Below are 26,187 nucleotides of genomic sequence, written 5' to 3' on the forward strand. Positions count from 1 at the left end.
CCCTTTTCCTCCCCCGGCTTATCTCCTCTTGCCCTTAAGCTTATATACATAGGCCAGCACTTCGGCAACCGCCTGGAACAAGTCCTGAGGAACGACATCCCCAATCTCTGCCCTTTGGAATAATGCCCGTGCCAGCGGCTTATTCTCGATAGTCATAACGCCGTGCTCCTTAGCCAGTTCCCTCATGCGGAGCGCTACATAATCCTGGCCCTTGGCAATGATCTCCGGAGCTTCCATTTTGGAACCATCATATTTCAGGGCTACGGCAAAATGCGTAGGATTTGTAATAATTACATCTGCATTCGGTACTTCCTGCATCATCCGCTGCATAGCCATTTTGCGTTGGGCAGCCTTTATCTTCCCTTTAATTAAAGGGTCGCCCTCCTGATTTTTATATTCATCCTTTATTTCCTGCTTGGACATACGCAAGCTTTTTTCATGCTCAAACTTTTGATACATATAGTCGAAGGCGGCCATTATAAACAGCGCAGATCCTATTTTAATGCCTAAGTTCATAGTTAATTTTGCGGCAAAATTAAAAGTTCCCTCCGCATCGATTCGTGACAGGGAGGCAAAGCTCTCTTTTTCACCCCATAGTGTGCTATACACCAGGTAGGCAATAATCACTAGTTTAAAAATCGATTTAAGGAACTCTACAAAAGAACGCATAGAGAAGATATTTTTGAATCCTTTAATCGGGTTGATCTTGCTGAATTTTGGGGTTATCCCTTCGCCTGTCGCCATAAATCCAACCTGGGCATAATTAACAATCAATGCAAGCACAAACGTAATGCCGAATAAAGGAGCAAGCAGAATCAGAATCTGCAGCCCATACTCGTTAAACATGAGGGATACATTCTCAGCGGTTACATCCATTTGCATCCGGTTTTGAAAAACATCCATAAACAGCGTAAGCACTTGTTCTTTCATGAATCCGCCAAATATAGTCAGGCTAAGTATCGCTGCCAACAGCACAACTGCCCCTGAAACCTCCGGGCTTTTAGCTATTTGCCCCTTTTTACGGGCATCTTGACGTTTCTTTGGGGTTGCCTTTTCTGTCTTGTCGCCTCCGAAAAGCTGAAGATCAAGCTTATAGCGCCTAAGGCCTGGCATATTCCGTTCACTCCCAACAATCAGCTAAGGACTGCTGCCCAGAAGCTTTAGAAGGTTTTGCATAGACTCAAACATGATTTCAAAAAGATTTTGAAACAAGAACCCTAAGCTTGGCATTAAAATAAGGAACAATGTGAGACCTAAAATAATTTTAAGCGGAACTCCAATTACAAACACATTATATTGCGGGGCGGTTCGTGCCAGAAATGCCAGACCGACATCAGTTAGAAACAATGCAGTAACTAAAGGTGCCGCCATTTGAAAAGCCAGCATAAAGGACTGCGCAAAGCTTCGCACCAGGAAATCTGACAGGCTCCCGTCTAACATTTTTAAAAATATGGTGTTATCTATCGGTACCCAGTTGTAGCTGTAAATGATGGCATCAAGCAAATAGTGATGACCATTCATAATGACAAACATGGTCAGTGCTATCATAAATTTGAAGTTACCAAAAATCGGGGCTGAGGAGCCTGTCATCGGATCTATTACGTTAGCGATACCAAAACCGATTTGAATATCAATAAAAGAACCGGCTGCCTGTATGGTCATGAACATCAGATAACCAAGAAAACCCAGCAGCAGTCCGATTAATACTTCTCTGATAATAAGGATTATATAGGTCAGATCCTGCGGAACCGTAATACTCATCACATTTGAGCTAAATACCACCATAGCTACAAAAAATGACAATCCGATTTTGAACTGCATTGGCACGCTCCGTGAAGAAAACACCGGAACTACAACAAAAAAGGAGGTAATTCGACAAAAAATCAGCAGAAAGACAGGGAAATTTTGCAGCAGGGTGTCCATATCCATATTCTTAACCGATATACATATAGAGACTGCCCAAAATTTGACGGGTAAAATCTACAAGCTTAGTTATTATCCAAGGGCCAAAAACCAGTAAGGCCAGTAGTACAGCAACAATTTTCGGAACAAATGCCAAGGTCTGCTCCTGAATCTGTGTTGTTGCCTGAAAGATACTGACGATAAGTCCCACCACCAAACCAAGAATTAGCATGGGGGCACTTGTTTCAAGTATCAAATATACGGCTTGGCCTGCCAGACCGATGATAAACTCCGCATTCATCCCACACGCCTCCTCTTATTGTCAGGTGTTGAAACTTAGCAGCAGGGACTGAACGACCAGATACCAGCCGTCGACCAGTACAAAGAGCATTATTTTGAAAGGCAATGAGATCATCACCGGGGGAAGCATCATCATCCCCATAGCCATCAAAGTACTTGAAACTACAACATCAATAATCAAAAAGGGGATAAAGATCATGAACCCCATCATAAATGCCTTTTTCATTTCACCGATGGCAAAAGCAGGCACCATAACAGTAAGCGGAATATCGCTGTAGGTTTCAGGCTTAACCGTAGCGTTGCCGCCGGTGTAATTCATAAACAGCAGCAGATCTTTGGTGTTCGTCTGCTTAAACATAAATTCCTTCATCGGATCAGCTGCTCTGGTGAGCGCTTCGGATTGATTAAGCGTCCCGTTCATATAGGGCTGCAAAGCCTGTTCATTCACCTGTGAGAGCGTAGGCGACATTATAAACAGGGTGAGGAACAACGCAAGCCCCACCAGCACCTGGTTCGGGGGCATCTGCTGAGTGCCCAGAGAGGTTCTGACAAAACCAAGCACGATGACAATTCGTGTAAAGCTGGTCATAAGAACTAGAAAAGCAGGGGCCACACTCAAAACTGTCACAAGGAGCAGAATCGAGATGGAGCTGGTACCCCCGCCTGCTGCACTGTCACTGCCTCCGACCTGAATGTTAATATTCGGAATAGGATCTGCGTGAATCGGATGCAAGAGCAGCATACTGAATACACCGAGCAACAGAAAAGAAAGAATCAGCTTTTTGTTCATAAATTCCTCGACTCATCCTTAAGACTATCATCCCGGAGAAGCTCTTCCATTTTCTCTTTACGCTCAGGCGATTGCGCAAGCTTGGATTGCAAGGTCTCATAAAAAGAGGATGTTTCATTCAATTCAATTTCCTGGGAGGGCACCTCTCTGCGTACCTTTGCCTTGATCCTGGACAGGAGCGGTACCAGAAGATTATTCTGTCCTGCCGCCTGATCCTCGAATCTTGAAATGATAATCGCCACTTCGGCAGGATCAGTGATTTTATCCAGCATGGAAATATTCTCACCGACCCCGATTAAGTAGAGGCTGCCCCCGATTTCCAGTATCTGCACTGACTTGTTGGGCCCCATGCCGACCGCTCCAAGCGTCCGGATGGATTGCCCGCTCATTAAAGTCTGATTGCGGTGACCGAGAAAACGGATCAGCAGCACTATAAGTACAACAATGATGGCAAGCACAAAAATAACCTTAATTAAACTCAGCAGGGGATTGCTGTCTCCGAGCATTTCGGAATTGGCTAACATGCCTTATTCCTGCCTATACGCCCAGCGTTTTGTTGATCGCTTCAACAACACGGTCTGCCTGGAAAGGCTTCACAATAAAGTCCTTTGCACCGGCTTGAATAGCATCAATAACCATAGCCTGCTGACCCATGGCTGAGCACATGATGACTTTGGCGTTGGCATCCACTTTTTTAATTTCCTTAAGGGCGGCAATGCCGTCCATTTCAGGCATTGTAATGTCCATTGTAATCAGATCCGGGCGCAGCTCTTTGAACTTCTCGATTGCCTGCGAGCCGTCTTGGGCTTCCCCCACTACTTCAAATCCGTTTTTCGACAAAATGTCACGGATCATCATTCTCATAAATGCTGCATCGTCCACGATTAGAATTCGGTTAGCCATTTTTAAAAAATCCTCCCTAAGTATGTTTATTGTAATTTTTGGATTCGGTCCCACTGGCTGACGATATCCGTAACGCGAACCCCGAAGTTTTCGTCAATAACTACGACTTCCCCTTTGGCGATCAGCTTGTTGTTTACCAGAATGTCAACAGGCTCACCGGCCAGCTTGTCCAGCTCGATAATCGAGCCTTGCGACATTTCCAGAATATCTTTGATCTGCTTTTGGGTCCTTCCTAATTCTACGGTTACTCTCAGTGGTATGTCCATCAATAAATTTAAATTATTTTCATCAACATTGCCAAAAGCTCCTGCACTCAGGTTAGCAAACTGTACAGGCTGTACGTTTACGTTGCGGTTTGGCTGCGGTGTCTGCGGCGGAGCCTGCTCATAAGGCATGCCCTGCTGCGGCATTCCGTACGGAGGCATGCCATATGGCGGCATTCCCGGCATTCCGTAAGCCGGCATTCCTGCTGGAGGATAATAATAGCCCCCCTCCATTCCCGGATACGGCGGCACTCCCTGTGGAGGATACTGCGGCGGAATTCCGCCCTGCTGCGGCGGAGCTTGCTGTGCCGGCGGCATTTGCGGTGCCGGCTCAGAGGCAGGCGGTGCAGAGGCCGCTGGCGCCGGCGGCGCTTCAGTCCGTGCTGCTGCGGTTTCCTGCTCAGGCTGGCCGACATCACCCAGCAGCATGGTTACCATATCCTTAGCGAACTGCACAGGCAGGAGCTGCATGATCGTTGAGTCAATCAAATCCCCGATCTTTAAGCGGAAGGAGATTTGAATGAGCGTTTCATCATCGGGCAGGCTGCCTACACCTTCACCGCTAGACATATTTAGAATATCAATACCCGGAGGAGAAATATTGACGAACCTGTTGAAGATGGTTGACATGGATGTCGCTGAAGAACCCATCATCTGGTTCATGGCTTCCTGCACCGCACTGATGTGAATCTCGTTCAGCTCTTCATCCTTGGGTTCACCTTCACCGCCGAGCATGAGATCTGCGATAACCTGGGCATCACGGATTTTGATAACCAGGGAGTTAATTCCCTGGAATCCATCCACATACTGTACATGAACGGCTACATGCGGCTTCGGAAATGCTTCTTCAAATTCGCTGCGGGTAATAATGGATACCTTCGGAGTAGTAATATCAACCTTTTTGCCAAGCAGGGTAGAGAGTGCAGTTGCTGCACTGCCGAATGTAATATTTCCGATTTCTCCCAAGGCATCCTGCTCAAACGGGGTCAGAAAGTCATCAACTGTCTTAACCTCGGGTGCCAGAGAGCCTTCCGCAGATTGCCTGAGAAGAGCATCGATCTCTTCCTGGGATAAATAATCTTTACTCGTCAAACTCTTCAACTCCTTCACTGACAATCTCGTCTATTTGTACAGCTACTCGATCCTTTATCATCCCGGGACTTCCGATGAATTTTAGCCTGTCCCCTACTTTAATGGACAAGCCTGCATCCACTGTCTTGTTCAGAGAGATAACGTCGCCTACACTAAGCCCGAGAAATTCAGCAATGGATAACCTCGATTCGCCTAGCTCTGCTACAATTGGCAGCTGCGCCATGTTAACTCTCGACCTTATCGCCTCTAATTCAACTTCGTCCCGAACCTTCTTCTCTGATACAAACCATTGATGGACGGAAAGCCTTGACATAATCGGTTCAAGAACGACGTGAGGGATACATAGATTGATCATCCCGGTAGTATCGCCAATTTTGGTACTTAGGGAGATCAGGGCGATCGTTTCATTCGGCGAGACAATCTGCATGAACTGCGGATTGGTCTCGAGCCCTTCCATCCGGGGATTAATGTCAAGCACGGTTTTCCAGGCCTCCTGCAGACTCTCAAAGCACCTGCTAAAGATCCTTTCCATAATGGTTGTTTCGATTTCGGTCAATGTGGTAATTTTGGTGGGAGCTGTGCCGAACCCGCCGAGCATTCTGTCCAGCATTGCAAACGCAATATTCGGATGCACTTCCATCACCATACGGCCTTCCAGCGGCTCCGCTTCAAAAATGTTCAAAATCGTCATTTTGGGAATGGAGCGGATAAACTCATCATAAGGGAGCTGCTCTACTTGAACGACATTGATCTGTACGAAGGTGCGTAATTGGGCCGAGAAATAGGTAGTAAGATAGCGGGCGAAATTGTCATGGATACGCGTAAGACTGCGGATATGATCCTTTGAAAAGCGTACAGCCCGTTTGAAATCGTAAGAACGGATTCTTTTCTGGGTTTCTTCTTTTTTCAGCTCATCGGCATCCATTTCACCCGAAGATAGTGCGGCAAGCAGAGCATCAATTTCATTTTGTGATAGTACATCAACCAATTTATTCACCCCCCTATCAAGGAATTATCCTGTCAGCAGCTAAATGGAAGTCATAATGAAGTTTGTTACTTCAACCTGGGTCAGCTTGCCTTCAGTTAAGGTCTTGTTTATCAGATTTACCAGTTTGCTGCTCAATTGATCCTTGCCGTTCGCCCCGTTTAGTTCCTCAGGCTTTGTATCGGCAAGTGTTTTGATCAGCAGCGGTTTGATCTTGAGGTCCTTGATCTTTTCAAAATCTTCCTTGGCCTTGACGGTATCCAGCTGAAATGCAAAATTTATTAAAACGATATAATCGGTGTCGGCAAGATTAGTTTTGATGTCTGTGATTTCTGATGACAGCTCAACGATTTCGTCAGCGCTTAATCTTTCGACTTCCATATTCTGGACAGCTGCATTTACATCGTTGACATCACTTGGAAAAATCCTATCCATCAGTAAAAATGCGGCAACCAGAATAAGCGTAATTGCCAGTAAAATCGTAATGAGCCACGGCAGCATCTTTTTCATGAAAGCTCCTCCATTGATTGGACTTTAATGGTGGCAGCATATGTGCCTATGTCCCTGTTATAATCCCGAATTTTAGTTATTACCTCTTCTGCCTTCTCAAGCACGATCAATCTTTTACCTGTTACAAGCGTAATGTACGTATCCGGACTTTCTTCTACCATTTCTACAAGCAGGGCATTCAGCCACATGGGCGCCCCGTTCAATCTTGTTACCGAGATCATAACAGGCCTCCTAACAAAAAATAGGGGGAGGAGTTCCCCCCCGCGACTTCGCAATAACAGCTGCGCCAAAAGGCGAAACGTTATTATTATACAGCAAGTTTGTGATGATGGCTAAAAAATTAGCGTTTCAGGTTTACAACTTCCTGAAGGATTTCATCGGAGGTAGTGATGATCCGGGAATTCGCCTGGAAACCGCGCTGAGTTACGATCATCTCCGTAAATTCACCGGTCAGGTCGACGTTGGACATTTCCAGCTGGCCTGCCACGATTGAGCCTGTTCCCACCTCAGCATTATTTGCTGTCGTCGGGGCAAGCTCGCCTTCCGCATTGGCGTTCAATGTCATCCGGAACAGATTACCGCCGATTTTTTCCAGACCCTGCGGGTTGCTTACTTTAGCAACACCGATCTGTACACCAGCCTCCGTAGTGCCGTCAGCCATTGTCTGCACAATGGTACCGTCGCTTGAGATTGAGAATGCAGTTACATCCTCACCGAGCTGAATCGCTTCCCCGTCAGAATCCAGTACATGCATGCCGTCAGAAGTGATCAGGTTACGGCTCGCATCCACATGGAAATCACCGGCCCGCGTCAGGAAAGGGGTCTCCTGGTCATCAGACAGCCGTACCAGGAAGAAGCCGTCTCCGTCAATCCGCAGATCGGTCGGATTGTTGGTGGTCATCGCACTGCCTTGCAGATGAAGAGTATCGACCGAGCCGATGCTTACCCCAAGTCCAACCTGTTTGGCATTTACACCGCCCTGTCCGCCGTCTACAGGTGCAGAGACACCGGAGATCGTCTGGCTCATGATGTCTTTGAACATAACGCGGCCGGATTTGAAGCCGATTGTATTCACGTTGGCAATGTTGTTACCGATAACATCCAGCTTCGTCTGAAATCCGCGCATACCCGAAACGCCTGAATACATAGATCTTAACATTGTTATTGTCCTCCTAGATTGAGAGTCAGCAGACTCTTCATATATTAATGAAATAGGTTCATTCTGACATGGCCGCGTCAGTCGGTCGGCGGCCATTCCGGCTCTCCGGTTAGGACCGGCCGGTTATGAAATGATCACTGCACTGTCAATTTGCGTAAATACATTATCCTTCATTGAATTACCATCCATCGCTGTTACCACTGTACGGTTCGGCACACTTACAATAAGCGCCATGTCCTTCATCAATATCAGAGATTCTTTGCTGCCTTTGGCAGCAGCCTTCTCTACGGCATTCGAAATCTGGTCCAGCTGGCGGCTGCCAAGCTCAATTCCCCGCTGCTCAAGCCGTTTGGCGGCATGGTTGCTGAACTTAAGCATATTCTTCTGCAGCACACTCTCAAAGCTGGCTTCACTGCCGGCGGTTTTAGCCGTGTGTGATCTTTGGAGCACCTGCGGATGAACTGCGCTAGGGTACAGCTGGCCTATAGTCAGCCGCTCACTCATATGCTCTCCCCGCTCTCCCCGCCGCTTTCCTGTGCTTCATTTCCGCTGACAGTTTCGGCTTTTGCAGCTGCATTCATTATTTGGGTAATATTAGTCAGAGCAATACGCTCACTGCCTACAACCGCGTATTGTACACCGCTGCTGACTACAATAGATTCTACATTACCTGACTTCGGCAGCTCTGTAGATACATCAGTCCAGGTAATATCCTTGCCGATCAGCCCGGAAACGGAGCCCAGAGACTGATTCATGGCGGTGAGCTGAGTTGAAATATTCATTAATTGTTCCACTGATGAGAATTGTGCCATCTGAGCGATAAATTCCTTATCCTCCATCGGCTGCATCGGATCCTGGTTCTGCAGCTGAGTGATCAGTATTTTCAAAAACTGGTCTTTGCCCAGCGTAGAGCTACCGGTTGTTTTGGTTGTTTGAGAATTATTTGCTACATAATTCCACTGATTATTATTAGAGACAGGTGTAGTTGATGCCATTTATAATTCACCTCGCAATTCATTTAAGCTATGCCTTGGCCGAAAAGCCTCCGCTCTGGTTCCACATTTCCTGCCGGTTGTTCGCAGCCCATTCCTTAAACTCGCCATTCAGCTCAGCAGCGAGCACTGCATCCTCGATATCCTCACGCCGGTCTCTGGAATTTCTGTTCTGCTGGCCCCCTGAATTTTGCTGGCGCCCCTGCTGATCATTAAACTGCGAGAAAAGCGCTGTGCTCTGTGTTACTTCGAGCTTTTCCACTTGAATTCCCTGAGCTTGAAGAGCTGTTCGAAGCTGGCTCATCTGCTGCTCCAGCATTTCTTTAGCTCCGGAGTGTACCGTTGCAAACTGGGCAATCAAATTCCCGTTCTGCATTGTAATCTTCACATCGACCTGCCCCAGATTTTCAGGGAACAGTGTAATCGTCGCCTCAGCTATTCCGCCTTTGCTTACAATTTCCAGTTTACCACTGATAAATGTATCCATCTGCTGGGCAAATTGACTGACCGGCACCTTGGCTAATTCAGCCTTTAGCGGTGCTGCAAGGCCTTCTCTAATTAGTAATTGGCCGGCTGTCACTACATCACTACTGTCCTCAGTCACTTCTACTTCTGGCATAGAATCTTCTGCTTTAGCGGTAGTGCCATTGTTCGCAGCATGAGCTGTTTTAGACAATACTGTAAGGTTTTTTTCTTCTCCTGCATTTGCTGAAAGTGCCAGGGGAGATACATCAGATTGTTCAGCTGTACCCGCCGGAATTGCAGTTGTAGTTGTAGCAGCTGTTGCGGCAGTTGACGGATTAACAAGGACCGGAACAACTTTTTCAGCAGTCTGTGGCTTGCCTCCGCTTTCTGCTGCGGCATTGTTTTTAACTGGCAGCAGAGCAGTTGGATCTGAATGACTCAATCCCTTACTCTTAGCTTTACTCTCTGGAGCAGCAGCTTCAGTCATGATAGCGGAAAACTGATTTAACAGTTCAGCACCTGAACCTGCCAGCGCCTTATCACCCTCCACAGCTGCCTTCTGCAGCATAGTAACCAGACCGTTAAGCTCATCCTGCACTGCGAAACGGATTGTTTCGGGATTCTGGGCGAGCGGTGATAGCATCACACTTTCTGCTGCTTCGTCAGCTGCTCCCTGACCGGATACTTGTGCTCCGGAAAGCAACTGTGCCGCTTGCAGCAGCCAGCCCTGAAGAGCTGCCAGCAGCGCCGGGTCGGCATCAAGACTTTCATCAAGCTGTTCCATATCGTTTTCAAGACTCTTCATTAAATCAGCATGTCCTGTGCTGTCTGCTCCGCTTGCCTCTTCCCCGCCGGACTGTACGGCAGCCAGCAGACCTTGCAGCAATGAAACAAGGCTTCCGGTTTGAGGTACTGTTACAGCTGTACCGGTTGTTCCGTTCATCGTCTGAACAAGTCTCTGGGCAAAAGGCTGGACTGTTGAAGCAGTACCGGCGGAAGTAGCTTCGGCAGCTGGGGCTGTTCCGCCACTTCCGCTTGCCTGCAGCAGATTGCCGCCTGAAAATGATGGTACAACTAGACTCATATTTGATTTCACCTCCTTTCAAAGCAATTATTTACCGCCCATCAGACGGTTTAGAATTTTCGCTGTAAGCGCACTGTCATTCTTGGTCATCTCACCCAGGATTGAAGATCTTACAGAGTCTCCTACTGTATTCAGCACTGTGATAACCTTGTCCGGACTGACACTGTACATTGAGCCCAGCAATGTCGCCGCTTCAGCAGCCGGCATTGTTGCGAACGTCTGGCTCAGCTTTTCCTGATCCAGATTACCTGATGATGCAGGTGTTGCAGTAGTGCTTGCCTGGTCCTGTTTGAGTCTTGATTGAAGGGCTGCAATAGCCATATCGGTTGAATTGGTTGTTTCCTTTAGCTTTATTGACACTTCTGCAGCTTTTTGGGGATCCATTTTTTCCAGGATTGCCGTTTTACTGGCTGTATTCATGGCACTCATAATCTGTACCTGCTCTTCAGTAGTCAGGTTCTCCATAATCGGTGCTGCCTTGGATGCCTTCATTCCTGAATACAGTTTAGCAAGCTCGGTCACCTTGTCCTGGTAAGGGTCCTCTTCCGCCACGGCAGCCTCAGCAGCCGCAGCTTCTGCTGTCATTGTGTCAATCTGCTTCTGCAGCGCTTCAACCTGTGTAGTCTGCGCAGTCTTTTCATCATTAATCTGCTTCAGCTGGGCATCCTTTTCAGCAACCTGGGCTTTCAGCTCTTTAATTGTTGATTCCGAGCTTTCCGCCTGCTCCTCGCCTGAGGCTGCTTCTTCCTCTGCCGCTTCACTTCCCGGCTCCACAACCGGGTCAGGAATCCATTGATTCACTACCGGAATCTTGTTAGCCACCTCCAGCGCCTTGTTGCGGATGTCCATATTAAAAAGAGTCAGCAGCACTCCAAGCAGCACGAGCGTAAAAATAATCGGTATCATCAGAAACAAAAACCGCTCGAATTTGCTTGCCGACTCTTCGTTTTCAAGTTCCATATCGTTATTAGCCACTGGCGGAAACCTCCCGGGTTAGAGGGATTTCATCGCGAAGCGGACGGTAGCCATCTCATCCAGTTCGTTTTGTTCCCGTAAAATCATATCCTGCTGAAAAATAGTTTTCGCCTTGTCCCTGGCTTTCAGCCAGACCTTCTCGTCCAGCACCTTTGTGCTGAGATGATCCTGCTTATGCTGAACCTCCTGATGGGCACGTCTGATGTCTGTGTGCTTGCGGGCAATACAGGAATCGAGGTACTGCACATAATGCTGCATTTCAATAATTTTGGCCATGGGTGTTTTTTGTTCAGCTGCGTTCTGCAGCGACAGCATCAGTGAACTGCGCTGGGCCATTAATTCATCTAGGCTTTTTTCCTGTGCCTGCAGTTCTCCGAGTGCAGTTGAGAGCATCCACTCTGCCTGTGTTTTCTCGTTGCCCTTCAAATCCACCACTTTTTGAAAAGTATAATGGAACCTCATTGCATATCAACTCCTTGAGAACTGTGAAATTAAAGACTGCTGAACTTCGGACAAGGTTACCTTCTCATTCACCTTCTGTTTGGTGAACTCCCAGATGCTGTCGATATAATGCATGGACTCGTCAATCTGGGCGTTGGAGCCTCTCTGGTAGGCACCGATATTGATTAAGTCTTCAGAATCCTTATACACGGCCATCAGCCGCTTTACATTCTCAGCCGCGGCAATTTGTTCCTCAGGAGCGATATCCTTCATCACTCGGCTTATGCTTGACAGAACGTCGATAGCCGGAAAATGTCCTTTATTGGCAATGCTGCGGTTTAGGACAATGTGTCCGTCCAGAATCCCCCGCACGGCATCAGCAATCGGCTCATTCATGTCATCACCGTCAACGAGCACGGTGTAGAAGGCGGTTATCGAGCCTGTAGGACCGGTTCCTGCCCGTTCCAGAAGCTTAGGTAGACTAGCAAATACAGAAGGTGTATAGCCTCTCATAGCCGGCGGTTCGCCGACCGCAAGTCCAACTTCACGCTGGGCCATCGCATAACGTGTAACCGAGTCCATCATCAGCATGACGTTGAGACCCCGGTCCCGGAAATATTCAGCGATGGTAGTAGCAATCAGTGCCCCCTTGATCCGGATCAGCGCGGGCTGATCAGATGTAGCAACCACGACAACCGACCGCTGCAGTCCTTCAGGACCTAGATCACGTTCAATAAAATCAAGCACTTCTCTTCCGCGTTCCCCTACTAATGCAATAACATTGACATCGGCTGCGGTATTACGGGCAATCATTCCCATCAGCGTACTCTTACCTACCCCTGAGCCTGCGAAAATGCCTACCCGCTGACCCTTACCGATTGTCAGCAAACCGTCAATTGCTCTGACGCCGATGCTGATCGGTTCATGCACACGAGGACGTGTCAGCGGATTGGACGGAATATTAAAGGTAGAGCTGTGCGGCATCCGTGCCGGAATCAATGAGCCGTCAAGCGGCTGTCCAAGTCCGTCTAGCACTTTGCCCAGCAGCTCAGAGCCTACCTGGACGCTCAGCGGTTTGCCGGTCCCAACCACGTCACAGCCAGGCCCGATTGCCTGAAGCTCACCAAGCGGCATTAGCAGCACCTTGTTGTCCCGAAACCCCACCACCTCAGCCTGAAGAGGTTTGTTGCCTTTGGCAGGGTAGATATAGCATACATCACCGATACTGGCATCAGGACCTTCGGATTCCACCATCAATCCTATAACCTGGGTAACCTTACCATTAATCCTAACCGGGTCAAAATTCCGCAAATGTTCTTTATACCGTCCACTGTCAAGCATCGGCTTCCCCATTTCTGTGCTCCTCAGTGTCCAGTGCGATTCTCACCAGTGATTTTTTAATTTCTGAAAGCTGGGTATCAATCCGAGCATCGATACTGCCGAAGGAGGAACGGATGACACATCCCATATCCTTTACTGTTGAATCAGGCAGAATCTGAAGTTCGGCCTGTGAATCCACCGCAAGTGCAAGCTCTTCCCTTGCCGCATTAACAAAGGAGAATTGCGAAGGGGAGACACACAGGGAGATCAATCCCTGCTCCCGTTTGCGCGCCAGATTTTTGCGGATCAGATCCATGGCGAACTGCGGCTCAACCGTCAGCTGCTTGTCCACTATCTTTTCAGCAATAGAGCAGCTCAGCTCCACCAGGAAAGGTTCCGCTTCCTGAATAATGACATCGCGCGCCTTGTAAGCTTCCTGCAGCACCATACGCGCTTCTTCCATCATCTCATTCATTCGTTTGGCCATTTCATGTTCAGCCTGAGTCAGCCCCTCCTGATACCCCTGCTGAAACGCTTCGGATTTGACTGCTTCTATCAGATGCTCGTCCTGCTCCCGTCGCTGGCGCCACCATTCTTCCGCTTCTGTCTTTGCCGATTCCACAATATTTTCAGCTTCCAGCGATGCGCCCCGCACCTGTTCTTCAGCAAATTCCTGAGCATCCTTCAGCATTTGCCGGCGGCTCTGCTCTGCCTCTTCACGGGCCGGGTCATGATAATGGACCTCACCTGCCGAGTCCGACACTGCGGGTTCTTCGGCAATTCCGGCATTCTGTCTGGCTTGTTCCAGCCGTTTGAGCACATCTACCGGAACATATTGGGAGTGTTTTATCAGCTTAGACAATTATGTCATCTCCTCCGCCACGGGCGATGATAATTTCACCGGATTCTTCCAGTCTGCGGATCGTGCCTACGATGCGTGTCTGGGCTTCCTCAACATCACGCAGCCGCACAGGACCCATATACTCCATTTCCTCGCGGAAGGTTTCTGCCATCCGTTTGGACATATTGCGGAAAATAACATCCCGCACCTCTTCGCTTGCCACCTTGAGAGCCAGCTGCAGGTCTGCATTTTCGATATCCTTGATAATCCGCTGGATGGAGCGGTTGTCCACATTGACAATGTCCTCGAATACGAACATCCGCTTTTTGATCTCTTCGGCCAGCTCAGGGTCCTGAATTTCCAGCGAGTCGAGAATGGTACGCTCTGTCCCACGGTCAACCCCGTTCAGGATCTGTACGATCGATTCAATACCGCCGGCATTAGTATAATCCTGAGTCACTGTAGCCGAAAGCTTCTGTTCCAGCACCCGCTCAATTTGGGTAACGACCTCCGGCGAGGTGCTGTCCATAATGGCAATTCTTCTCGCCACCTCAGCCTGCTTCTCCTGAGGCAGGGAAGACAGAATGCTGGCAGCCTGCTCAAACTGCAGATAAGACAGAACAAGGGCGATAGTCTGGACATTCTCATTCTGAATGAAATTCAGAATCTGGTTAGGGTCAGCCTTACGGGCAAAATCGAAAGGCCTGACCTGCAGCGTTGCAGTCAACCGGTTAATAACCTCAAGTGCTTTCGTGGAGCCCAGCGCCTTCTCCAGAATCTCCTTGGCGTAATTGATACCGCCTTGAGAAATATATTCCTGGGCAAGACAGATCTGATGGAATTCAGACATAATCGACTCTTTCTCTCCGCTGTCCACCTTGCGGACATTGGCTATTTCCAGAGTCAGCTGTTCGATTTCTTCGTCACGTAGATGTTTGAATATTTGCGCCGATACCTCGGGCCCTAGTGTGATAAGCAGGATCGCCGCCTTTTGGCGGCCGCTGAGACCCTGCTGGCTAGCTTTTGCCATTAGTTCACCTCTGTTCATCTGCAAGCCATGTACGCAGCAGGTTTACGAATTCATCCGGCTTCTTCTTCGCCAGGCTCTCCAACTGCTTGCGAACCTGACTTTCATTCGTCACGCTCTCCAAGTTAATGGACGGGAATTCGGTAGGTACCTGCAGCGGAATATCTTCTTCCACTTCTTCTTCCAATTGTTTGTTTTTGCGGCTCCGGTAGATCAGGAAACCGCCTCCTGCGCCAACCAGCAGCGCTGCTGCTCCAATCGCCCAGATCATCCAGGTAGCCAGACCGCCTGTGGCTGCTTCAGCTGTACTGCTCCCGAACTGCTGGGAATAAACCGAAACTTTTTTAGTCAAATCAGCGTCTGTATAAGTGACTCCTGAATCTGCCAGTGACGCGCGTACGATGTTAACTAAAATATTCTGGATTGCACCTGAAGTTGCCTCATCCAAATTTGTTTGCCCTGCAGGTGGTTCAACTGCAACATTAATGGTTAAATCTTTAACAGTATATGGGCTTGCGATTATATCCTTTGTAATTCGGTTGACCTCATAGTTTCTCGTTTCCGAAGATTCTTCAGAAGTAGAGGTGCCTGTGTCAGCCCCCGAAGGATAACCCGAGACATCTTCCGATCCCGTACCCGCAACCCCCCCGGTAGTGTTACTCTGACCCGAAAAGGTATTGCTGATAATCTGCGAGCTTATCTCAATCCCCCGCATATTCTCTATATCCACAGGTGTAACAATATCTTCCGTCCGGCTTTCCTTATCGAAATTCAGCTTGGAAAAAACCAGAACATCCACTTTATCAGGACCTGTTAAGGTACTGAGAAATTGCTTTACATTCTTTTTGACTTCCTCTTCAAATTTCTTTTGAAGGGCAAAGTTCTCTTCGACCTGGCTGGATATTCCCGTTTGCCCGCCTCTGGCAGAAGGCATTAATTCAGTTTCGTTACTCGTGATCGTAATGTTGTCAACCGGTAAATTAGGAACGGCAGTCTTCACTAAATTGAAGTATCCGTCGATATTATCCTGTGATGCCCTGAATCCCGGATCAAACGTAAGCACAATTGATGCATAAGCCTGCTCCTGACCCGCCTGAGAAGCAAAAACAGTCTCTTTCGGGAGAGTAATCAGCACTTTGACATCCTTAATCCCCTGCATCCGCCTCATCAGCTGTTCAACTTCCCCATTCAGCGCGTTGTTATATTTAACATTGAACTCGCTGTCTGTCGTGCCGATCATAGATGATGACTCATCAAAAACTTTGTATCCGATGGAGCCCTCCTGCACAATCCCCTGGGAACCAATATCTATTTTAATGCGGTTGGCTTGGGTGCTTGGCACTGAAATGCTTCTGCCGTCTGGACTTAGCCGGTAAGGAATGCCCGCGCCATCCAGGTAGGTCATGACTCCGGCGGAGTCTGTATTGTCCAAATCCCGAAAAGCCACTTCGTATTCCGTCTTCGAAAGCTGCATTGTCAAAACAATAATAATTACAATGATGATAAAGAGTGTAGAAAAGAATAATATTTTTTGCTTACCGCTAAATCTGTTCCAATACTCGGTTGCCTTCTCCCTGTATTGGGCAAATCTTTCATTCACAGTGTCACCCCATCCGAAACTAAGCTAGGATCATTTAGATTTGAGTTCTCATAATTTCCTGATAGGCTTCAATCACTTTGTTCCGGACTTGTGTAGTCAGCTGCAAACTCAGCAATGCCTGTTGTGAAGAAATCATCGCCTCATCGATATTGACTTCTCCCAAAACAAATTTGTTGTTCATATCCTTGGCCTGCTGCTCCTGGGCAGCCACCTGATTCAATGCGTCTTCCAGATAAGTTCCAAAGCTTTGACCGGAACCGGCCGCTCCCCCCGTCTGTGCTGTTGCAGATTTCATGGCAAGAGGCTGGATTGTTTGTGTTCCTATCAAAAGATTCTGTATCAATGATTACCCTCCTAAAGTTCACTCAAGCTATTATTTTCCAATTTCGAGTGCCTTGCTTACCATTGCTTTAGATGCATTCAGCATCGTAATGTTGGCTTCATAAGAACGTGAAGCAGACAGCATATCCACCATCTCTTTAGTCAGATCGATGTTAGGCATGTATACATACCCCTCAGCGTCAGCATCCGGATGGGTCGGATTATAAACCGGCTTCAAGGGTGAATCGTCCTCTATAATTGACTTTACCTTTACCCCTTCAGCACTGTTGCCACTGTTCATTTTGGCATTAAGAATGTTTGAAAAACTGTTGTTCTGCTCGGTTCCAAGCACGACAAGCTTGCGCTTGTACGGAACAGCCTTACCGTCTACTACTGAGGCTCTGGTCGTTTCGGCATTGGCAATGTTGGAGGAAATCACGTCCATCCTGAGCCGCTGGGCGGTTAACGCGGATGCGCTGATTCCAAAGCTGCTACCAAAGTTCACTATATATTACCCTCCCTGCACAACTGTACGCATCATAGTAATCTGACTGTTTAACTGTTCGACATAAGAGTTGTATCTGAGCTGATTCTCAGCACTGAGCGCCATCTCCCTGTCCATATCCACATTGTTGTCGTTGTTATTCATCGAAGTAGAAGCTTCTGTGCTGACAACAGCAGCCGGTGCGGCAGAAACATAACCGAATTGGAAGTGGCGGGAATCCGTTACCTTCGCCCCGAGCGTCGGCTTCAATCCGCTATCCTGCCCGGCGAGTATGCTCTCAAACGAAACGTCGGAGCGTTTAAAGCCCGGTGTATCCGCATTGGCAATGTTGTTGGCCAGAACACTTTGTCGTTTAGTGGCGGCCTCAAGGCCTCCCTGCAATCTCTGAAAACTGACACTATTCAGCAAACCCATCGAAATCCCCCTTCCAAAGCTATCATAATGAAAAGAATTCCACAACTTCTTGCGAATACCTGCTTGATTCGACAAAAAAAGCTAAAAATCTTACTATTTTCTTGAATGAGCAGTCGAAAGGTGTCGATGGATGATTCTATTGGCAATCTCATATACATTGATTTTCGTAGAATTTGTATATTATTACAATAAGAAATAAGCCCTATCTTTTCAGAAAAGAGAGGGCTTAAAGCATGTTTTTTCAAATTGCTACCAGTTATATGCCATAATATGCTTTTATTTAGCATTTTATTACACGTTTTAGCTGTTTCTCAGGACTTTTATGCAAGTCACTAATTCAATATACCTAAATTTAAAGTAAATCCAAATCTTCCATCATTACAGGATATATTGGCTTAAATCGCGGTCCTGCGCGATTCCTGACAGTTTTTCGCGAACATACTCCGGTGTGATCACCATAGTCTCCAGCGTCAGCTCCGGCGCCTCAAACGAAAGGTCTTCTAACAGCTTTTCAAGGATAGTATGCAGACGACGAGCTCCGATGTTCTCCATATTCTGGTTGACAGAGGCAGCAATTCTGGCAATTTCCTGAATCGCATCCGCTTGGAATTGAATTTCAATGTTCTCTGTTTTAAGCAGATTCACATACTGCTTGGTGAGCGCATTCTGCGGCTCAGTCAGAATGGACACAAAGTCCTCCAGCGTCAGACTGCTCAGCTCAACACGAATCGGAAAACGGCCTTGAAGCTCCGGAATAAGATCGGAAGGCTTGGCGATATGGAAAGCCCCTGCCGCAATGAACAGCACGTAGTCAGTCTTCACAGGCCCGTACTTGGTCATAACCGTAGAACCTTCTACGATAGGCAGAATATCACGCTGTACGCCTTCACGCGAGACATCAGGCCCCGATCCTTTCCCCTGGCTGGCTACCTTATCAATTTCATCAATAAAAATAATGCCGGACTGCTCTGCACGGGCAACGGACTCCTGAATCACATCATCCATATCAATCAGCTTGGCAGCCTCATCCTGAATAAGCACCTTGCGCGCTTCCTTGATCGGCAGCTTGCGTTTCTTGGTCCGTTTAGGCAGCAGATTGCCGAACATTTCCTGCATATTCATACCCATCTGGTCATTTCCCTGGCCGGCAAACATATCGAGCATCGTCGGTGCGGTATCCTCCACATCAATCTCAATGATGTCTTCCTCCAGCTGTCCTGCCAGCAGCTTGAATTTGATGCCGCGGCGGCGTTCACTAAGGCTTCCATCCTCCGGCTCCTCCTTAACATCATCGGAAGCACCGGCATTCCCGCCAAAGATCATTTCAAACGGATTGCGCTGGGATTTACTTTTGGAGGAGGATGGTGCCAGAATCGAAACGATCCGTTCATTAGCGAGCTCCTCGGCGCGGTCTTTTACCTTTTCCGTCCGTTCAAGCTTAACCATCCGGATCGAGGTCTCGACCAGATCCCGGACCATCGATTCCACATCTCGGCCAACATAACCGACTTCGGTAAATTTAGTAGCTTCAACTTTAATAAACGGGGCATTAACCAGCTTGGCCAGTCTGCGGGCAATTTCAGTTTTCCCGACGCCTGTAGGCCCGATCATCAAAATGTTTTTTGGAACTATTTCATCACGCAGCTCTTCACTAAGCTGGCTGCGGCGGTAACGGTTACGCAGGGCTACTGCCACTGACTTCTTAGCCTGCTTCTGGCCTACGATATATTTATCAAGTTCAGCGACGATCTGGCGGGGTGTTAGCGATTGATTCACCATTACGACTTCCTCCCTCTTTCTGTGGCACCGTGCCTACAATTGTTCAACTATGATATTGGAATTGGTATACACGCAAATCTCCGAAGCAATCTGCAATGCTTCCTTGGCAATCTCGGCTGCGCTCAGGTCCGGAGCATGACGTTTGAGAGCCCGTCCCGAGGCTAAGGCAAAGTTACCGCCGGAGCCGATAGCAAGCACGTCATCATCCGGCTCAATGATCTCTCCATTACCGGAGATGAGCAACATGCCTTCCTTATTCATCACAATCATTAGAGCCTCAAGCTTACGCAGGATACGGTCCTGCCGCCAGTCTTTAGCAAGCTCGACTGCTGAACGCTGCAGGTTACCGTGGTGCTCCTCCAGCTTACCCTCAAACTTTTCAAACAGAGTGATGGCATCGGCTACGGAACCCGCAAAGCCGGCAATTACTTGTCCTCTGTACAGCCGGCGCACCTTTTTGGCAGTCGTCTTCATAATGACACTTTCTCCGAAAGTAACCTGTCCGTCGCCGGCAATCGCGGCCTGGCCGTTATGTCTTACGGCACAAATAGTAGTTGCATGAAAGCTGGGTAACATAATTTGGCAACCTCCTAGAATAAACTCACTTCAAAACGCAAATGAACTTAAGAATGAAAATTCCGGCATTCTTAAGTTCATCCTCTATAAATCATAAGCTTATGCTGTGCAAACTTCAAATTATGCCTGATCCTGCTCCACAGCCGCTACCGGTTCCTTATAGTCAAGGCCTGTCCGCCTAGCAAATGCAGCCAGGCTATCCAGTGCACGGTGGGCAAGCAGCTCATTTTTCTCTTTTTTGTTGCGGATTTTATTCGGCAGCTTCGGCAGCAGTCCGAAATTGGCGTTCATCGGCTGGAAATGCTTCGGATCTGCAGAAGTAATGTAAGCAGGCATACTGCCCAGGACGCTTTCCTCAGGAAATACTAGGCCTTCTTGGCCCAGCGCTGCTTTGGCTGCATTAATACCTGCAATCATTCCGGAAGCTGCGGATTCCACATAGCCTTCAACACCTGTCATCTGGCCGGCAAAAAACAGTCTTTCATGCCCCTTCATCTGATAGGTTGGATGCAGCAGTTTCGGAGAATTAATGAACGTGTTGCGGTGCATTACACCATAGCGGACGTACTCGGCATTCTCGAGACCCGGAATCATGGAGAACACCCGCTTCTGCTCTCCCCACTTCAGATGAGTCTGGAAGCCTACCAGGTTGTACAGCGTGCCTGCCGCATTATCCTGGCGCAGCTGAACAACTGCGAATGGCAGCTTGCCGGTATGGGGATTCAGCAGACCTACCGGTTTCATAGGTCCAAACAGGGCAGTCTGTTTACCGCGCTTCATCATGATTTCAATCGGCATGCAGCCTTCGAAATAGATTTCCTTCTCAAAATCCTTTAGTGCTGCAGTCTCAGCTGTAATAAGTGCATCATAAAACCGGTCAAACTCCTCTTCATTCATTGGACAGTTCAAATAGGCTGCCTCTCCCTTATCGTACCGGGAAGCCAGATATACCTTACTCATATCAATGCTGTCCTTCTCAACAATCGGAGCCGCAGCATCATAGAAGTAGAAGTACTCTTCGCCAAGCAGTGCCTTGATTTCGGCAGACAGAGCCGGGGAAGTCAAGGGACCGGTGGCAATTACGACAATCCCGTCCTCCGGTAGCTGCGTCAGTTCTTCATTAATAACCTCTACGAGCGGATGGTCGTGCAGCGTGCGGGTGATTTCTCCCGAGAACCCGTCACGGTCAACTGCCAGCGCACCGCCGGCCGGGACCGCATGGCGGTCGGCTGCCCCGAGCACCAGCGAGTTGAGGCGCCGCATTTCCTCCTTCAGTACACCTACTGCATTGCCAAGCCCGTTCGCCCGCAGTGAATTGCTGCACACCAGCTCGGCAAACTGGTCGGTATGGTGGGCCGGTGTTTTAACCACTGGTCTCATTTCATATAGTCTGACCGGAACCCCGTTTGAGGCAATCTGCCATGCAGCCTCGCTGCCTGCGAGGCCCGCTCCGATCACTGTAACTTTTGCTGAGTCTTTCAATTTCTGTTCCTCCTGCTAACGGTCTTTTATTCTGCTAATTCATCGCTCTCAAGCACTGCCTCTGTGTGATCACAGGAAGTACATTGGAGCTTGGTGCCTTGCTTGTTGCGCTTTTCCACCATCCAGGCTCCGCAGGCCGGGCATGGTTTAATGGACGGACGGTCCCAGGACACAAAGTCACAGCCCGGATACTGGTCGCAGCCGTAGAACACCCGCCCTTTTTTACTGCGCCGCTCTACAACCTTGCCTTCGTTACACTTCGGACAGGTGACCCCGATATCCTTCACAATCGGCTTGGTGTTACGGCAGTCCGGGAATCCGGAGCAGGCCAGAAACTTTCCGAACCGGCCAAGCTTATAAACCATCGGCTTGCCGCATTTCTCACAGAGCTCATCCGATACTTCATCCTCAATCTCAATTTCCTTCATTTCTTCTTCCGCGAATTCCAGCCGTTTTTCAAAGGACTCGTAGAATCCGGCCAACACTTTAACCCAGTCCTCCGCCCCTTCCTCCACATGGTCAAGGTCACCTTCCATATGTGCGGTAAATTCCACATCAAGGATTTCCGGGAAGAACTGTTCCATTTGCTCTATAATCAGTTCACCAAGCTCTGTCGGCATGAATTTTTTTTCTTCAATCGCCACATAGCCGCGTTTCTGGATTGTTTCCAGTGTTGGGGCATAAGTACTCGGGCGTCCAATACCCAGCTCCTCCAGCGTTTTAACGAGACGGGCCTCCGTGTAACGCGGCGGCGGCTGGGTAAAATGCTGCTTAGGTTCAATCGCCTGCTTGTCGAGCTCGTCGCCAGCCTTCAGCGGGGGCAGGAATTTCTCCTCATCCGTCGTTCCGTCATCATTGCCTTCCACATAAACCTTCATAAATCCGGGGAAGGACACTTTAGAGCCTACAGCCCGGAAAATAGCAGTTCCTGCAGTGATGTCAACCGAGAGAGTATCAAGAACGGCGGAGGACATCTGACTGGATACAAACCGCTCCCAGACCAGTTTATACAGGCGGAACTGATCCCGGCTCATGTATTCCTTAACAAGCTCAGGCTCGCGCAGGGCAGAGGTAGGACGGATCGCTTCGTGCGCATCCTGTGCTCCTGCCGCTTTTTTGGAATACTGGCGCGGAGCCTCCGGAATGAATTTCTCTCCGTATTTAGCCTGTATCAGTTCCTTTGCCTCATCCTGGGCCGTTGTGGAAATACGGGTAGAGTCGGTACGCATGTATGTGATCAGACCCACTGTACCTTCCTTGCCGAGTTCCACGCCTTCGTACAGCTGCTGGGCTACAGACATAGTTTTGGCGGCGCGGAAGCCAAGCTTACGGGCAGCCTCCTGCTGCAAGGAGCTTGTCGTAAAAGGTGCTGACGGATGACGCTGTCTTTCCTTCTCTTTTACTTCAGCTACCTTAAAGTCAGCATTCTTAATCGCTTCCAGAACTTCCTGGACGTCACTTTCCTTACCCAGCTCTTTCTTCTCACCGTTCAGCCTGTGAAATTTAGCTTCAAAATCCGTACCCTTTACACCAAGCTTTGCAGTAATGCTCCAGTATTCAGTCGGTACAAAAGCAGAAATCTCATTCTCCCGGTCCATAATAATCTTTACCGCTACCGATTGCACCCGGCCGGCCGACAGGCCCTTTTTGACTTTCTTCCATAATAACGGGCTGATCTTATAGCCTACCAGCCGGTCCAGAATACGCCGCGCCTGCTGTGCATTCACCAGATCCATATTGATTTTTCGCGGAGTCTTGAATGCATCCTTTACTGCCTGCTTCGTAATTTCGTTAAAAACAACCCGGCATTCCTGAGTATTGTCCAGATCCAGCGCATGTGCCAGATGCCAGGCAATAGCTTCACCTTCGCGGTCCGGGTCAGCCGCCAGATATACTTTTTTTACTTTTTTACTGGCGTCTTTCAGTTCCTTAAGAATAGATCCTTTACCCCGGATCGTAATATATTTGGGACTAAAATCATTTTCTACTTCAACGCCGATCTGGCTCTTCGGCAAATCTCTGATATGTCCCATAGACGCCTTTACGATATATTTACTGCCTAAATATTTGCCGATTGTCTTCGCTTTGGCAGGCGATTCGACAATGACCAATGTATCCGCCATAGGTTAATCCTCCTAAAAGTATTGTGAGCACGGCCGTCATTCCGGTTATACGGACTGATAGAATGCACTCGATTCTGTTCCTTCTATATTAAATGACCTTATAAATTGCACCCGGCAATTGTGTTACCGCTTTTTTTATGATTAAAGATAACAGAACTGAATGCAAATGTCCAAAATCCCAGCTTGTTCTGGAGAGAAGCTCATCCAGTGTAAACGGGCCTTGATGCAGTATATGGTAAAGGTGCGACTCCTCACTTGTCAATTTCTTTTCGGCAAGCCTGTCACCGTCGCCGGCATCCGAGCGTCTGCTTTGTCCCGAATTTTCAGCCTTTGCCGGCAGATATGCTATATATTCTTCAATAATATCTTCGCCGCAGGTTACAAGTTTTGCCCCTTGCTTAATCAGGTCCAGCGCCCCCCGGCTTTTCGGGGAAGTAACCGGTCCGGGAACAGCAAATACGTCCCTTCCGGCTTCAAGGGCAGCATCAGCAGTAATAAGTGAGCCGCTGCGGGAATCCGCCTCAACAACTACTGTCCCAAGCGTCAGCCCCGCAATAATCCGGTTGCGCTGCGGAAAAAGGCCCGGATGGCTTGGGGTTCCCAGCGGATATTCGCTGAGCACAAGCCCTTTACGGGAAATCTTCCGTTCCAGCTCACGGTTCTCAGGCGGATATACAGTGTCAAGCCCTGTGGCTACAACAGCAATTGTGCTTCCGCCGCAGGCCAGTGCAGCTTCATGGCACACACTGTCAATACCGCGGGCCAAGCCGCTGACAACTGCAAGACCGGAACGGCTGAGCTGCTCCGCCAGCATCTCCCCGATCTTACGGCCATAAGCAGTCGGCACACGGGTTCCCACCATAGCGATTGCCGGCCGGGAAGCAAGCTTCAACAGCCCGCGGTAATAGAGTATCCAAGGCGGCTCGGCTATTTCTTTCAGCATAGCGGGATATTCTTCATCCAGAACGGTTACCATCGCTATTCCGCTTTCTTCCATTAAAAGACGGCGCTCCTTGATCCAGCCTGCATGAAATTCCTCTTCCAGCCGCTGCGACATTTTCGCGCTTAATCCGACCTGAAGCCAATCATCTGCGCGGCAACTAAACGCACGATCCGACAAAAGTCCCGCACGGCGGATTTTGTCGATGCTCTTCCAGCCGATACCCTCCACTTCATTCAGCCCGAATATCAAGTCACGTGTATCCATATGTATACTCTCCCTTTGATTGGAAGGGTCAACCTTCCCTATTTTGTGATAATGCGGATAAAAATGCAAGCTGCCGAAGCAAAGAGCTGATTAAACGCAAAAAAGCAACCTTTTACCCTGCGCACAGGAATAAAAGGTTGCTTACCTTTAACAAATCATACTACTTGGCTGAAGAGAGCACAATCATTATTTAATGAGTGGTAAAAGCGTTGAGTACACCGCGCTCTTCCAGCACACTTACCAGCGTTGATCCCATTTCAGCCGGAGTCGGAGCCACTCTGATTCCACAGGACTCAAGTACTGCAATTTTTTCGCTGGCGGTACCCTTACCTCCGGAAATAATAGCGCCGGCATGGCCCATCCGTTTACCCGGAGGTGCAGTTACACCGCCGATAAATCCGACTACAGGCTTCGTCATGTTCTCTTTAATCCAAAGTGCTGCTTCTTCCTCAGCAGTACCGCCAATCTCGCCGATCATAATGACTGCTTTTGTGCCCGGATCTTCGTTGAAAAGCTTCAAAATATCAATAAACTCTGAGCCTTTTACCGGATCACCGCCGATCCCGACAGCGGAGGACTGCCCGATTCCGCGTTCTGTCAGCTGATGCACCGCCTCATAGGTGAGGGTTCCGCTGCGGGATACTACGCCGACATACCCCGGGGTATGAATATAACCCGGCATGATGCCGATTTTGCATTCCCCTGGTGTAATGACGCCCGGACAGTTAGGACCGATCAGAACCGTCGAACGCCCTTCCATATAACGTGATACCTTGACCATATCCAGCACCGGTATACCTTCCGTGATACAGATAACCAGCTCCAGCTCAGCATCCACAGCCTCCATAATGGAATCTGCGGCAAACGCCGGCGGCACATAAATGACACTTGCTGTTGCGCCGGTCGCAGCCTTGGCCTGGGCTACAGTATCAAATACGGGCAGACTGACCTCGCTTCCATTTTCTAGCGTAATGTTAACAGAGGTTCCTCCTTTACCGGGAGTCACTCCGCCCACCATCTGGGTACCGTAATCCAGCGCGCCTTTGGTATGGAATAAGCCCGTCGAGCCGGTGATTCCCTGTGTGATGACTTTCGTATTTTTATCTACAAGAATGCTCATGATTTAAGTCA

General features: G+C 48.7%; 29 protein-coding genes. All 29 read right to left on the reverse strand.

Annotated elements, in window-relative coordinates; genetic code table 11:
- Positions 1–18: 18 nt before the first annotated feature.
- The gene (flhB, locus tag R70331_RS17780; protein ID WP_042177517.1) at positions 19–1,113 is read right to left on the reverse strand and encodes a flagellar biosynthesis protein FlhB; all 1,095 of its coding nucleotides are present in this window, start codon (positions 1,111–1,113) and stop codon (positions 19–21) included.
- Positions 1,114–1,137: 24 nt separating this feature from the next.
- A complete protein-coding gene (fliR, locus tag R70331_RS17785; RefSeq protein ID WP_042177518.1) occupies positions 1,138–1,923 on the reverse strand; it encodes a flagellar biosynthetic protein FliR in 786 nt (261 codons plus the stop codon).
- Between the two features lie 10 nt (positions 1,924–1,933).
- Positions 1,934–2,203 carry a flagellar biosynthesis protein FliQ gene (gene fliQ, locus R70331_RS17790; protein ID WP_042177519.1) on the reverse strand — a complete coding sequence of 90 codons (270 nt, stop codon included), beginning with the start codon at positions 2,201–2,203 and terminating at the stop codon, positions 1,934–1,936.
- 21 nt (positions 2,204–2,224) lie between these two features.
- On the reverse strand, positions 2,225–2,992 hold the full coding sequence (fliP, locus tag R70331_RS17795; RefSeq protein ID WP_042177520.1) for a flagellar type III secretion system pore protein FliP: 768 nt from the start codon (positions 2,990–2,992) through the stop codon (positions 2,225–2,227).
- Complete coding sequence (locus R70331_RS17800; RefSeq protein ID WP_042177521.1) at positions 2,989–3,516, reverse strand: flagellar biosynthetic protein FliO; 528 nt, start codon at positions 3,514–3,516, stop codon at positions 2,989–2,991. The genes fliP and R70331_RS17800 overlap by 4 nt, the downstream gene beginning before the upstream one ends.
- A gap of 13 nt (positions 3,517–3,529) precedes the next feature.
- Positions 3,530–3,895 carry a response regulator gene (locus R70331_RS17805; protein ID WP_039874260.1) on the reverse strand — a complete coding sequence of 122 codons (366 nt, stop codon included), beginning with the start codon at positions 3,893–3,895 and terminating at the stop codon, positions 3,530–3,532.
- A gap of 26 nt (positions 3,896–3,921) precedes the next feature.
- The gene (gene fliY / locus R70331_RS17810; RefSeq protein WP_042177522.1) at positions 3,922–5,250 is read right to left on the reverse strand and encodes a flagellar motor switch phosphatase FliY; all 1,329 of its coding nucleotides are present in this window, start codon (positions 5,248–5,250) and stop codon (positions 3,922–3,924) included.
- Positions 5,240–6,238: a flagellar motor switch protein FliM gene (gene fliM / locus R70331_RS17815; protein ID WP_042177523.1), complete on the reverse strand. Its 999-nt coding sequence runs from the start codon at positions 6,236–6,238 to the stop codon at positions 5,240–5,242. The genes fliY and fliM overlap by 11 nt, the downstream gene beginning before the upstream one ends.
- A gap of 39 nt (positions 6,239–6,277) precedes the next feature.
- Positions 6,278–6,745 (reverse strand): flagellar basal body-associated FliL family protein, encoded by a 468-nt coding sequence (locus R70331_RS17820; RefSeq protein WP_042177524.1) that lies wholly within the window; start codon positions 6,743–6,745, stop codon positions 6,278–6,280.
- Complete coding sequence (locus R70331_RS17825; RefSeq protein WP_039874275.1) at positions 6,742–6,966, reverse strand: flagellar FlbD family protein; 225 nt, start codon at positions 6,964–6,966, stop codon at positions 6,742–6,744. The genes R70331_RS17820 and R70331_RS17825 overlap by 4 nt, the downstream gene beginning before the upstream one ends.
- A gap of 119 nt (positions 6,967–7,085) precedes the next feature.
- Positions 7,086–7,904: a flagellar basal body rod protein FlgG gene (flgG, locus tag R70331_RS17830; protein ID WP_042177525.1), complete on the reverse strand. Its 819-nt coding sequence runs from the start codon at positions 7,902–7,904 to the stop codon at positions 7,086–7,088.
- Positions 7,905–8,027: 123 nt separating this feature from the next.
- Entirely contained in the window at positions 8,028–8,408 is a 381-nt protein-coding gene (locus tag R70331_RS17835) for a TIGR02530 family flagellar biosynthesis protein (RefSeq protein WP_042177526.1), read from the reverse strand.
- Positions 8,405–8,899, reverse strand: a complete 495-nt coding sequence (gene flgD / locus R70331_RS17840) for a flagellar hook assembly protein FlgD (protein ID WP_042177527.1) — start codon at positions 8,897–8,899, stop codon at positions 8,405–8,407. Before flgD ends, R70331_RS17835 begins: the two co-directional genes overlap by 4 nt.
- Positions 8,900–8,927: 28 nt before the next feature.
- A complete protein-coding gene (locus tag R70331_RS30565; protein ID WP_052419098.1) occupies positions 8,928–10,445 on the reverse strand; it encodes a flagellar hook-length control protein FliK in 1,518 nt (505 codons plus the stop codon).
- Between the two features lie 27 nt (positions 10,446–10,472).
- Positions 10,473–11,420, reverse strand: coding sequence for a MotE family protein (locus R70331_RS17850; protein ID WP_052419099.1), 948 nt, complete (start codon positions 11,418–11,420; stop codon positions 10,473–10,475).
- A gap of 18 nt (positions 11,421–11,438) precedes the next feature.
- Positions 11,439–11,882, reverse strand: a complete 444-nt coding sequence (fliJ, locus tag R70331_RS17855) for a flagellar export protein FliJ (protein ID WP_042177528.1) — start codon at positions 11,880–11,882, stop codon at positions 11,439–11,441.
- Positions 11,883–11,888: 6 nt separating this feature from the next.
- The gene (fliI, locus tag R70331_RS17860; protein ID WP_039878987.1) at positions 11,889–13,202 is read right to left on the reverse strand and encodes a flagellar protein export ATPase FliI; all 1,314 of its coding nucleotides are present in this window, start codon (positions 13,200–13,202) and stop codon (positions 11,889–11,891) included.
- On the reverse strand, positions 13,195–14,043 hold the full coding sequence (locus R70331_RS17865) for a FliH/SctL family protein (protein WP_042177530.1): 849 nt from the start codon (positions 14,041–14,043) through the stop codon (positions 13,195–13,197). The genes fliI and R70331_RS17865 overlap by 8 nt, the downstream gene beginning before the upstream one ends.
- Entirely contained in the window at positions 14,036–15,052 is a 1,017-nt protein-coding gene (fliG, locus tag R70331_RS17870) for a flagellar motor switch protein FliG (RefSeq protein WP_042177531.1), read from the reverse strand. The genes R70331_RS17865 and fliG overlap by 8 nt, the downstream gene beginning before the upstream one ends.
- 4 nt (positions 15,053–15,056) lie before the next feature.
- The gene (gene fliF / locus R70331_RS17875) at positions 15,057–16,649 is read right to left on the reverse strand and encodes a flagellar basal-body MS-ring/collar protein FliF (protein WP_042177532.1); all 1,593 of its coding nucleotides are present in this window, start codon (positions 16,647–16,649) and stop codon (positions 15,057–15,059) included.
- 34 nt (positions 16,650–16,683) lie between these two features.
- Positions 16,684–16,992 (reverse strand): flagellar hook-basal body complex protein FliE, encoded by a 309-nt coding sequence (fliE, locus tag R70331_RS17880; RefSeq protein ID WP_042177534.1) that lies wholly within the window; start codon positions 16,990–16,992, stop codon positions 16,684–16,686.
- A 30-nt stretch (positions 16,993–17,022) separates the two neighbouring features.
- On the reverse strand, positions 17,023–17,475 hold the full coding sequence (flgC, locus tag R70331_RS17885; protein WP_042177536.1) for a flagellar basal body rod protein FlgC: 453 nt from the start codon (positions 17,473–17,475) through the stop codon (positions 17,023–17,025).
- Between the two features lie 6 nt (positions 17,476–17,481).
- Positions 17,482–17,889: a flagellar basal body rod protein FlgB gene (gene flgB, locus R70331_RS17890; protein ID WP_042177538.1), complete on the reverse strand. Its 408-nt coding sequence runs from the start codon at positions 17,887–17,889 to the stop codon at positions 17,482–17,484.
- A 378-nt stretch (positions 17,890–18,267) separates the two neighbouring features.
- Complete coding sequence (gene hslU, locus R70331_RS17895; protein ID WP_042177541.1) at positions 18,268–19,668, reverse strand: ATP-dependent protease ATPase subunit HslU; 1,401 nt, start codon at positions 19,666–19,668, stop codon at positions 18,268–18,270.
- Between the two features lie 33 nt (positions 19,669–19,701).
- Positions 19,702–20,244, reverse strand: coding sequence for an ATP-dependent protease subunit HslV (hslV, locus tag R70331_RS17900; RefSeq protein ID WP_042177543.1), 543 nt, complete (start codon positions 20,242–20,244; stop codon positions 19,702–19,704).
- Between the two features lie 120 nt (positions 20,245–20,364).
- Positions 20,365–21,726, reverse strand: coding sequence for an FADH(2)-oxidizing methylenetetrahydrofolate--tRNA-(uracil(54)-C(5))-methyltransferase TrmFO (gene trmFO, locus R70331_RS17905; RefSeq protein ID WP_042177546.1), 1,362 nt, complete (start codon positions 21,724–21,726; stop codon positions 20,365–20,367).
- Between the two features lie 26 nt (positions 21,727–21,752).
- Positions 21,753–23,849 (reverse strand): type I DNA topoisomerase, encoded by a 2,097-nt coding sequence (topA, locus tag R70331_RS17910; protein WP_042177548.1) that lies wholly within the window; start codon positions 23,847–23,849, stop codon positions 21,753–21,755.
- 88 nt (positions 23,850–23,937) lie between these two features.
- Positions 23,938–25,056 (reverse strand): DNA-processing protein DprA, encoded by a 1,119-nt coding sequence (gene dprA, locus R70331_RS17915; RefSeq protein WP_197071344.1) that lies wholly within the window; start codon positions 25,054–25,056, stop codon positions 23,938–23,940.
- Positions 25,057–25,246: 190 nt separating this feature from the next.
- Positions 25,247–26,176 (reverse strand): succinate--CoA ligase subunit alpha, encoded by a 930-nt coding sequence (gene sucD, locus R70331_RS17920; protein ID WP_042177551.1) that lies wholly within the window; start codon positions 26,174–26,176, stop codon positions 25,247–25,249.
- Positions 26,177–26,187 lie beyond the last annotated feature (11 nt).

Source organism: Paenibacillus sp. FSL R7-0331, assembly GCF_000758645.1.
Classification (GTDB): Bacteria; Bacillota; Bacilli; order Paenibacillales; family Paenibacillaceae; genus Paenibacillus_AQ; species Paenibacillus_AQ camerounensis.

What these genes read in the sequence shown, in the direction of transcription:
- flhB (WP_042177517.1), bottom strand. Translation starts at nt 1,113, where the DNA reads ATGCCAGGCCTTAGGCGCTATAAGCTTGATCTTCAGCTTTTCGGAGGC.
- fliR (WP_042177518.1), bottom strand. Translation starts at nt 1,923, where the DNA reads ATGGACACCCTGCTGCAAAATTTCCCTGTCTTTCTGCTGATTTTTTGT.
- fliQ (WP_042177519.1), bottom strand. Translation starts at nt 2,203, where the DNA reads ATGAATGCGGAGTTTATCATCGGTCTGGCAGGCCAAGCCGTATATTTG.
- fliP (WP_042177520.1), bottom strand. Translation starts at nt 2,992, where the DNA reads ATGAACAAAAAGCTGATTCTTTCTTTTCTGTTGCTCGGTGTATTCAGT.
- R70331_RS17800 (WP_042177521.1), bottom strand. Translation starts at nt 3,516, where the DNA reads ATGTTAGCCAATTCCGAAATGCTCGGAGACAGCAATCCCCTGCTGAGT.
- R70331_RS17805 (WP_039874260.1), bottom strand. Translation starts at nt 3,895, where the DNA reads ATGGCTAACCGAATTCTAATCGTGGACGATGCAGCATTTATGAGAATG.
- R70331_RS17820 (WP_042177524.1), bottom strand. Translation starts at nt 6,745, where the DNA reads ATGAAAAAGATGCTGCCGTGGCTCATTACGATTTTACTGGCAATTACG.
- R70331_RS17825 (WP_039874275.1), bottom strand. Translation starts at nt 6,966, where the DNA reads ATGATCTCGGTAACAAGATTGAACGGGGCGCCCATGTGGCTGAATGCC.
- flgG (WP_042177525.1), bottom strand. Translation starts at nt 7,904, where the DNA reads ATGTTAAGATCTATGTATTCAGGCGTTTCGGGTATGCGCGGATTTCAG.
- R70331_RS17835 (WP_042177526.1), bottom strand. Translation starts at nt 8,408, where the DNA reads ATGAGTGAGCGGCTGACTATAGGCCAGCTGTACCCTAGCGCAGTTCAT.
- flgD (WP_042177527.1), bottom strand. Translation starts at nt 8,899, where the DNA reads ATGGCATCAACTACACCTGTCTCTAATAATAATCAGTGGAATTATGTA.
- R70331_RS30565 (WP_052419098.1), bottom strand. Translation starts at nt 10,445, where the DNA reads ATGAGTCTAGTTGTACCATCATTTTCAGGCGGCAATCTGCTGCAGGCA.
- fliJ (WP_042177528.1), bottom strand. Translation starts at nt 11,882, where the DNA reads ATGAGGTTCCATTATACTTTTCAAAAAGTGGTGGATTTGAAGGGCAAC.
- fliI (WP_039878987.1), bottom strand. Translation starts at nt 13,202, where the DNA reads ATGCTTGACAGTGGACGGTATAAAGAACATTTGCGGAATTTTGACCCG.
- fliG (WP_042177531.1), bottom strand. Translation starts at nt 15,052, where the DNA reads ATGGCAAAAGCTAGCCAGCAGGGTCTCAGCGGCCGCCAAAAGGCGGCG.
- flgB (WP_042177538.1), bottom strand. Translation starts at nt 17,889, where the DNA reads ATGGGTTTGCTGAATAGTGTCAGTTTTCAGAGATTGCAGGGAGGCCTT.
- hslU (WP_042177541.1), bottom strand. Translation starts at nt 19,668, where the DNA reads ATGGTGAATCAATCGCTAACACCCCGCCAGATCGTCGCTGAACTTGAT.
- hslV (WP_042177543.1), bottom strand. Translation starts at nt 20,244, where the DNA reads ATGTTACCCAGCTTTCATGCAACTACTATTTGTGCCGTAAGACATAAC.
- topA (WP_042177548.1), bottom strand. Translation starts at nt 23,849, where the DNA reads ATGGCGGATACATTGGTCATTGTCGAATCGCCTGCCAAAGCGAAGACA.
- dprA (WP_197071344.1), bottom strand. Translation starts at nt 25,056, where the DNA reads ATGGATACACGTGACTTGATATTCGGGCTGAATGAAGTGGAGGGTATC.
- sucD (WP_042177551.1), bottom strand. Translation starts at nt 26,176, where the DNA reads ATGAGCATTCTTGTAGATAAAAATACGAAAGTCATCACACAGGGAATC.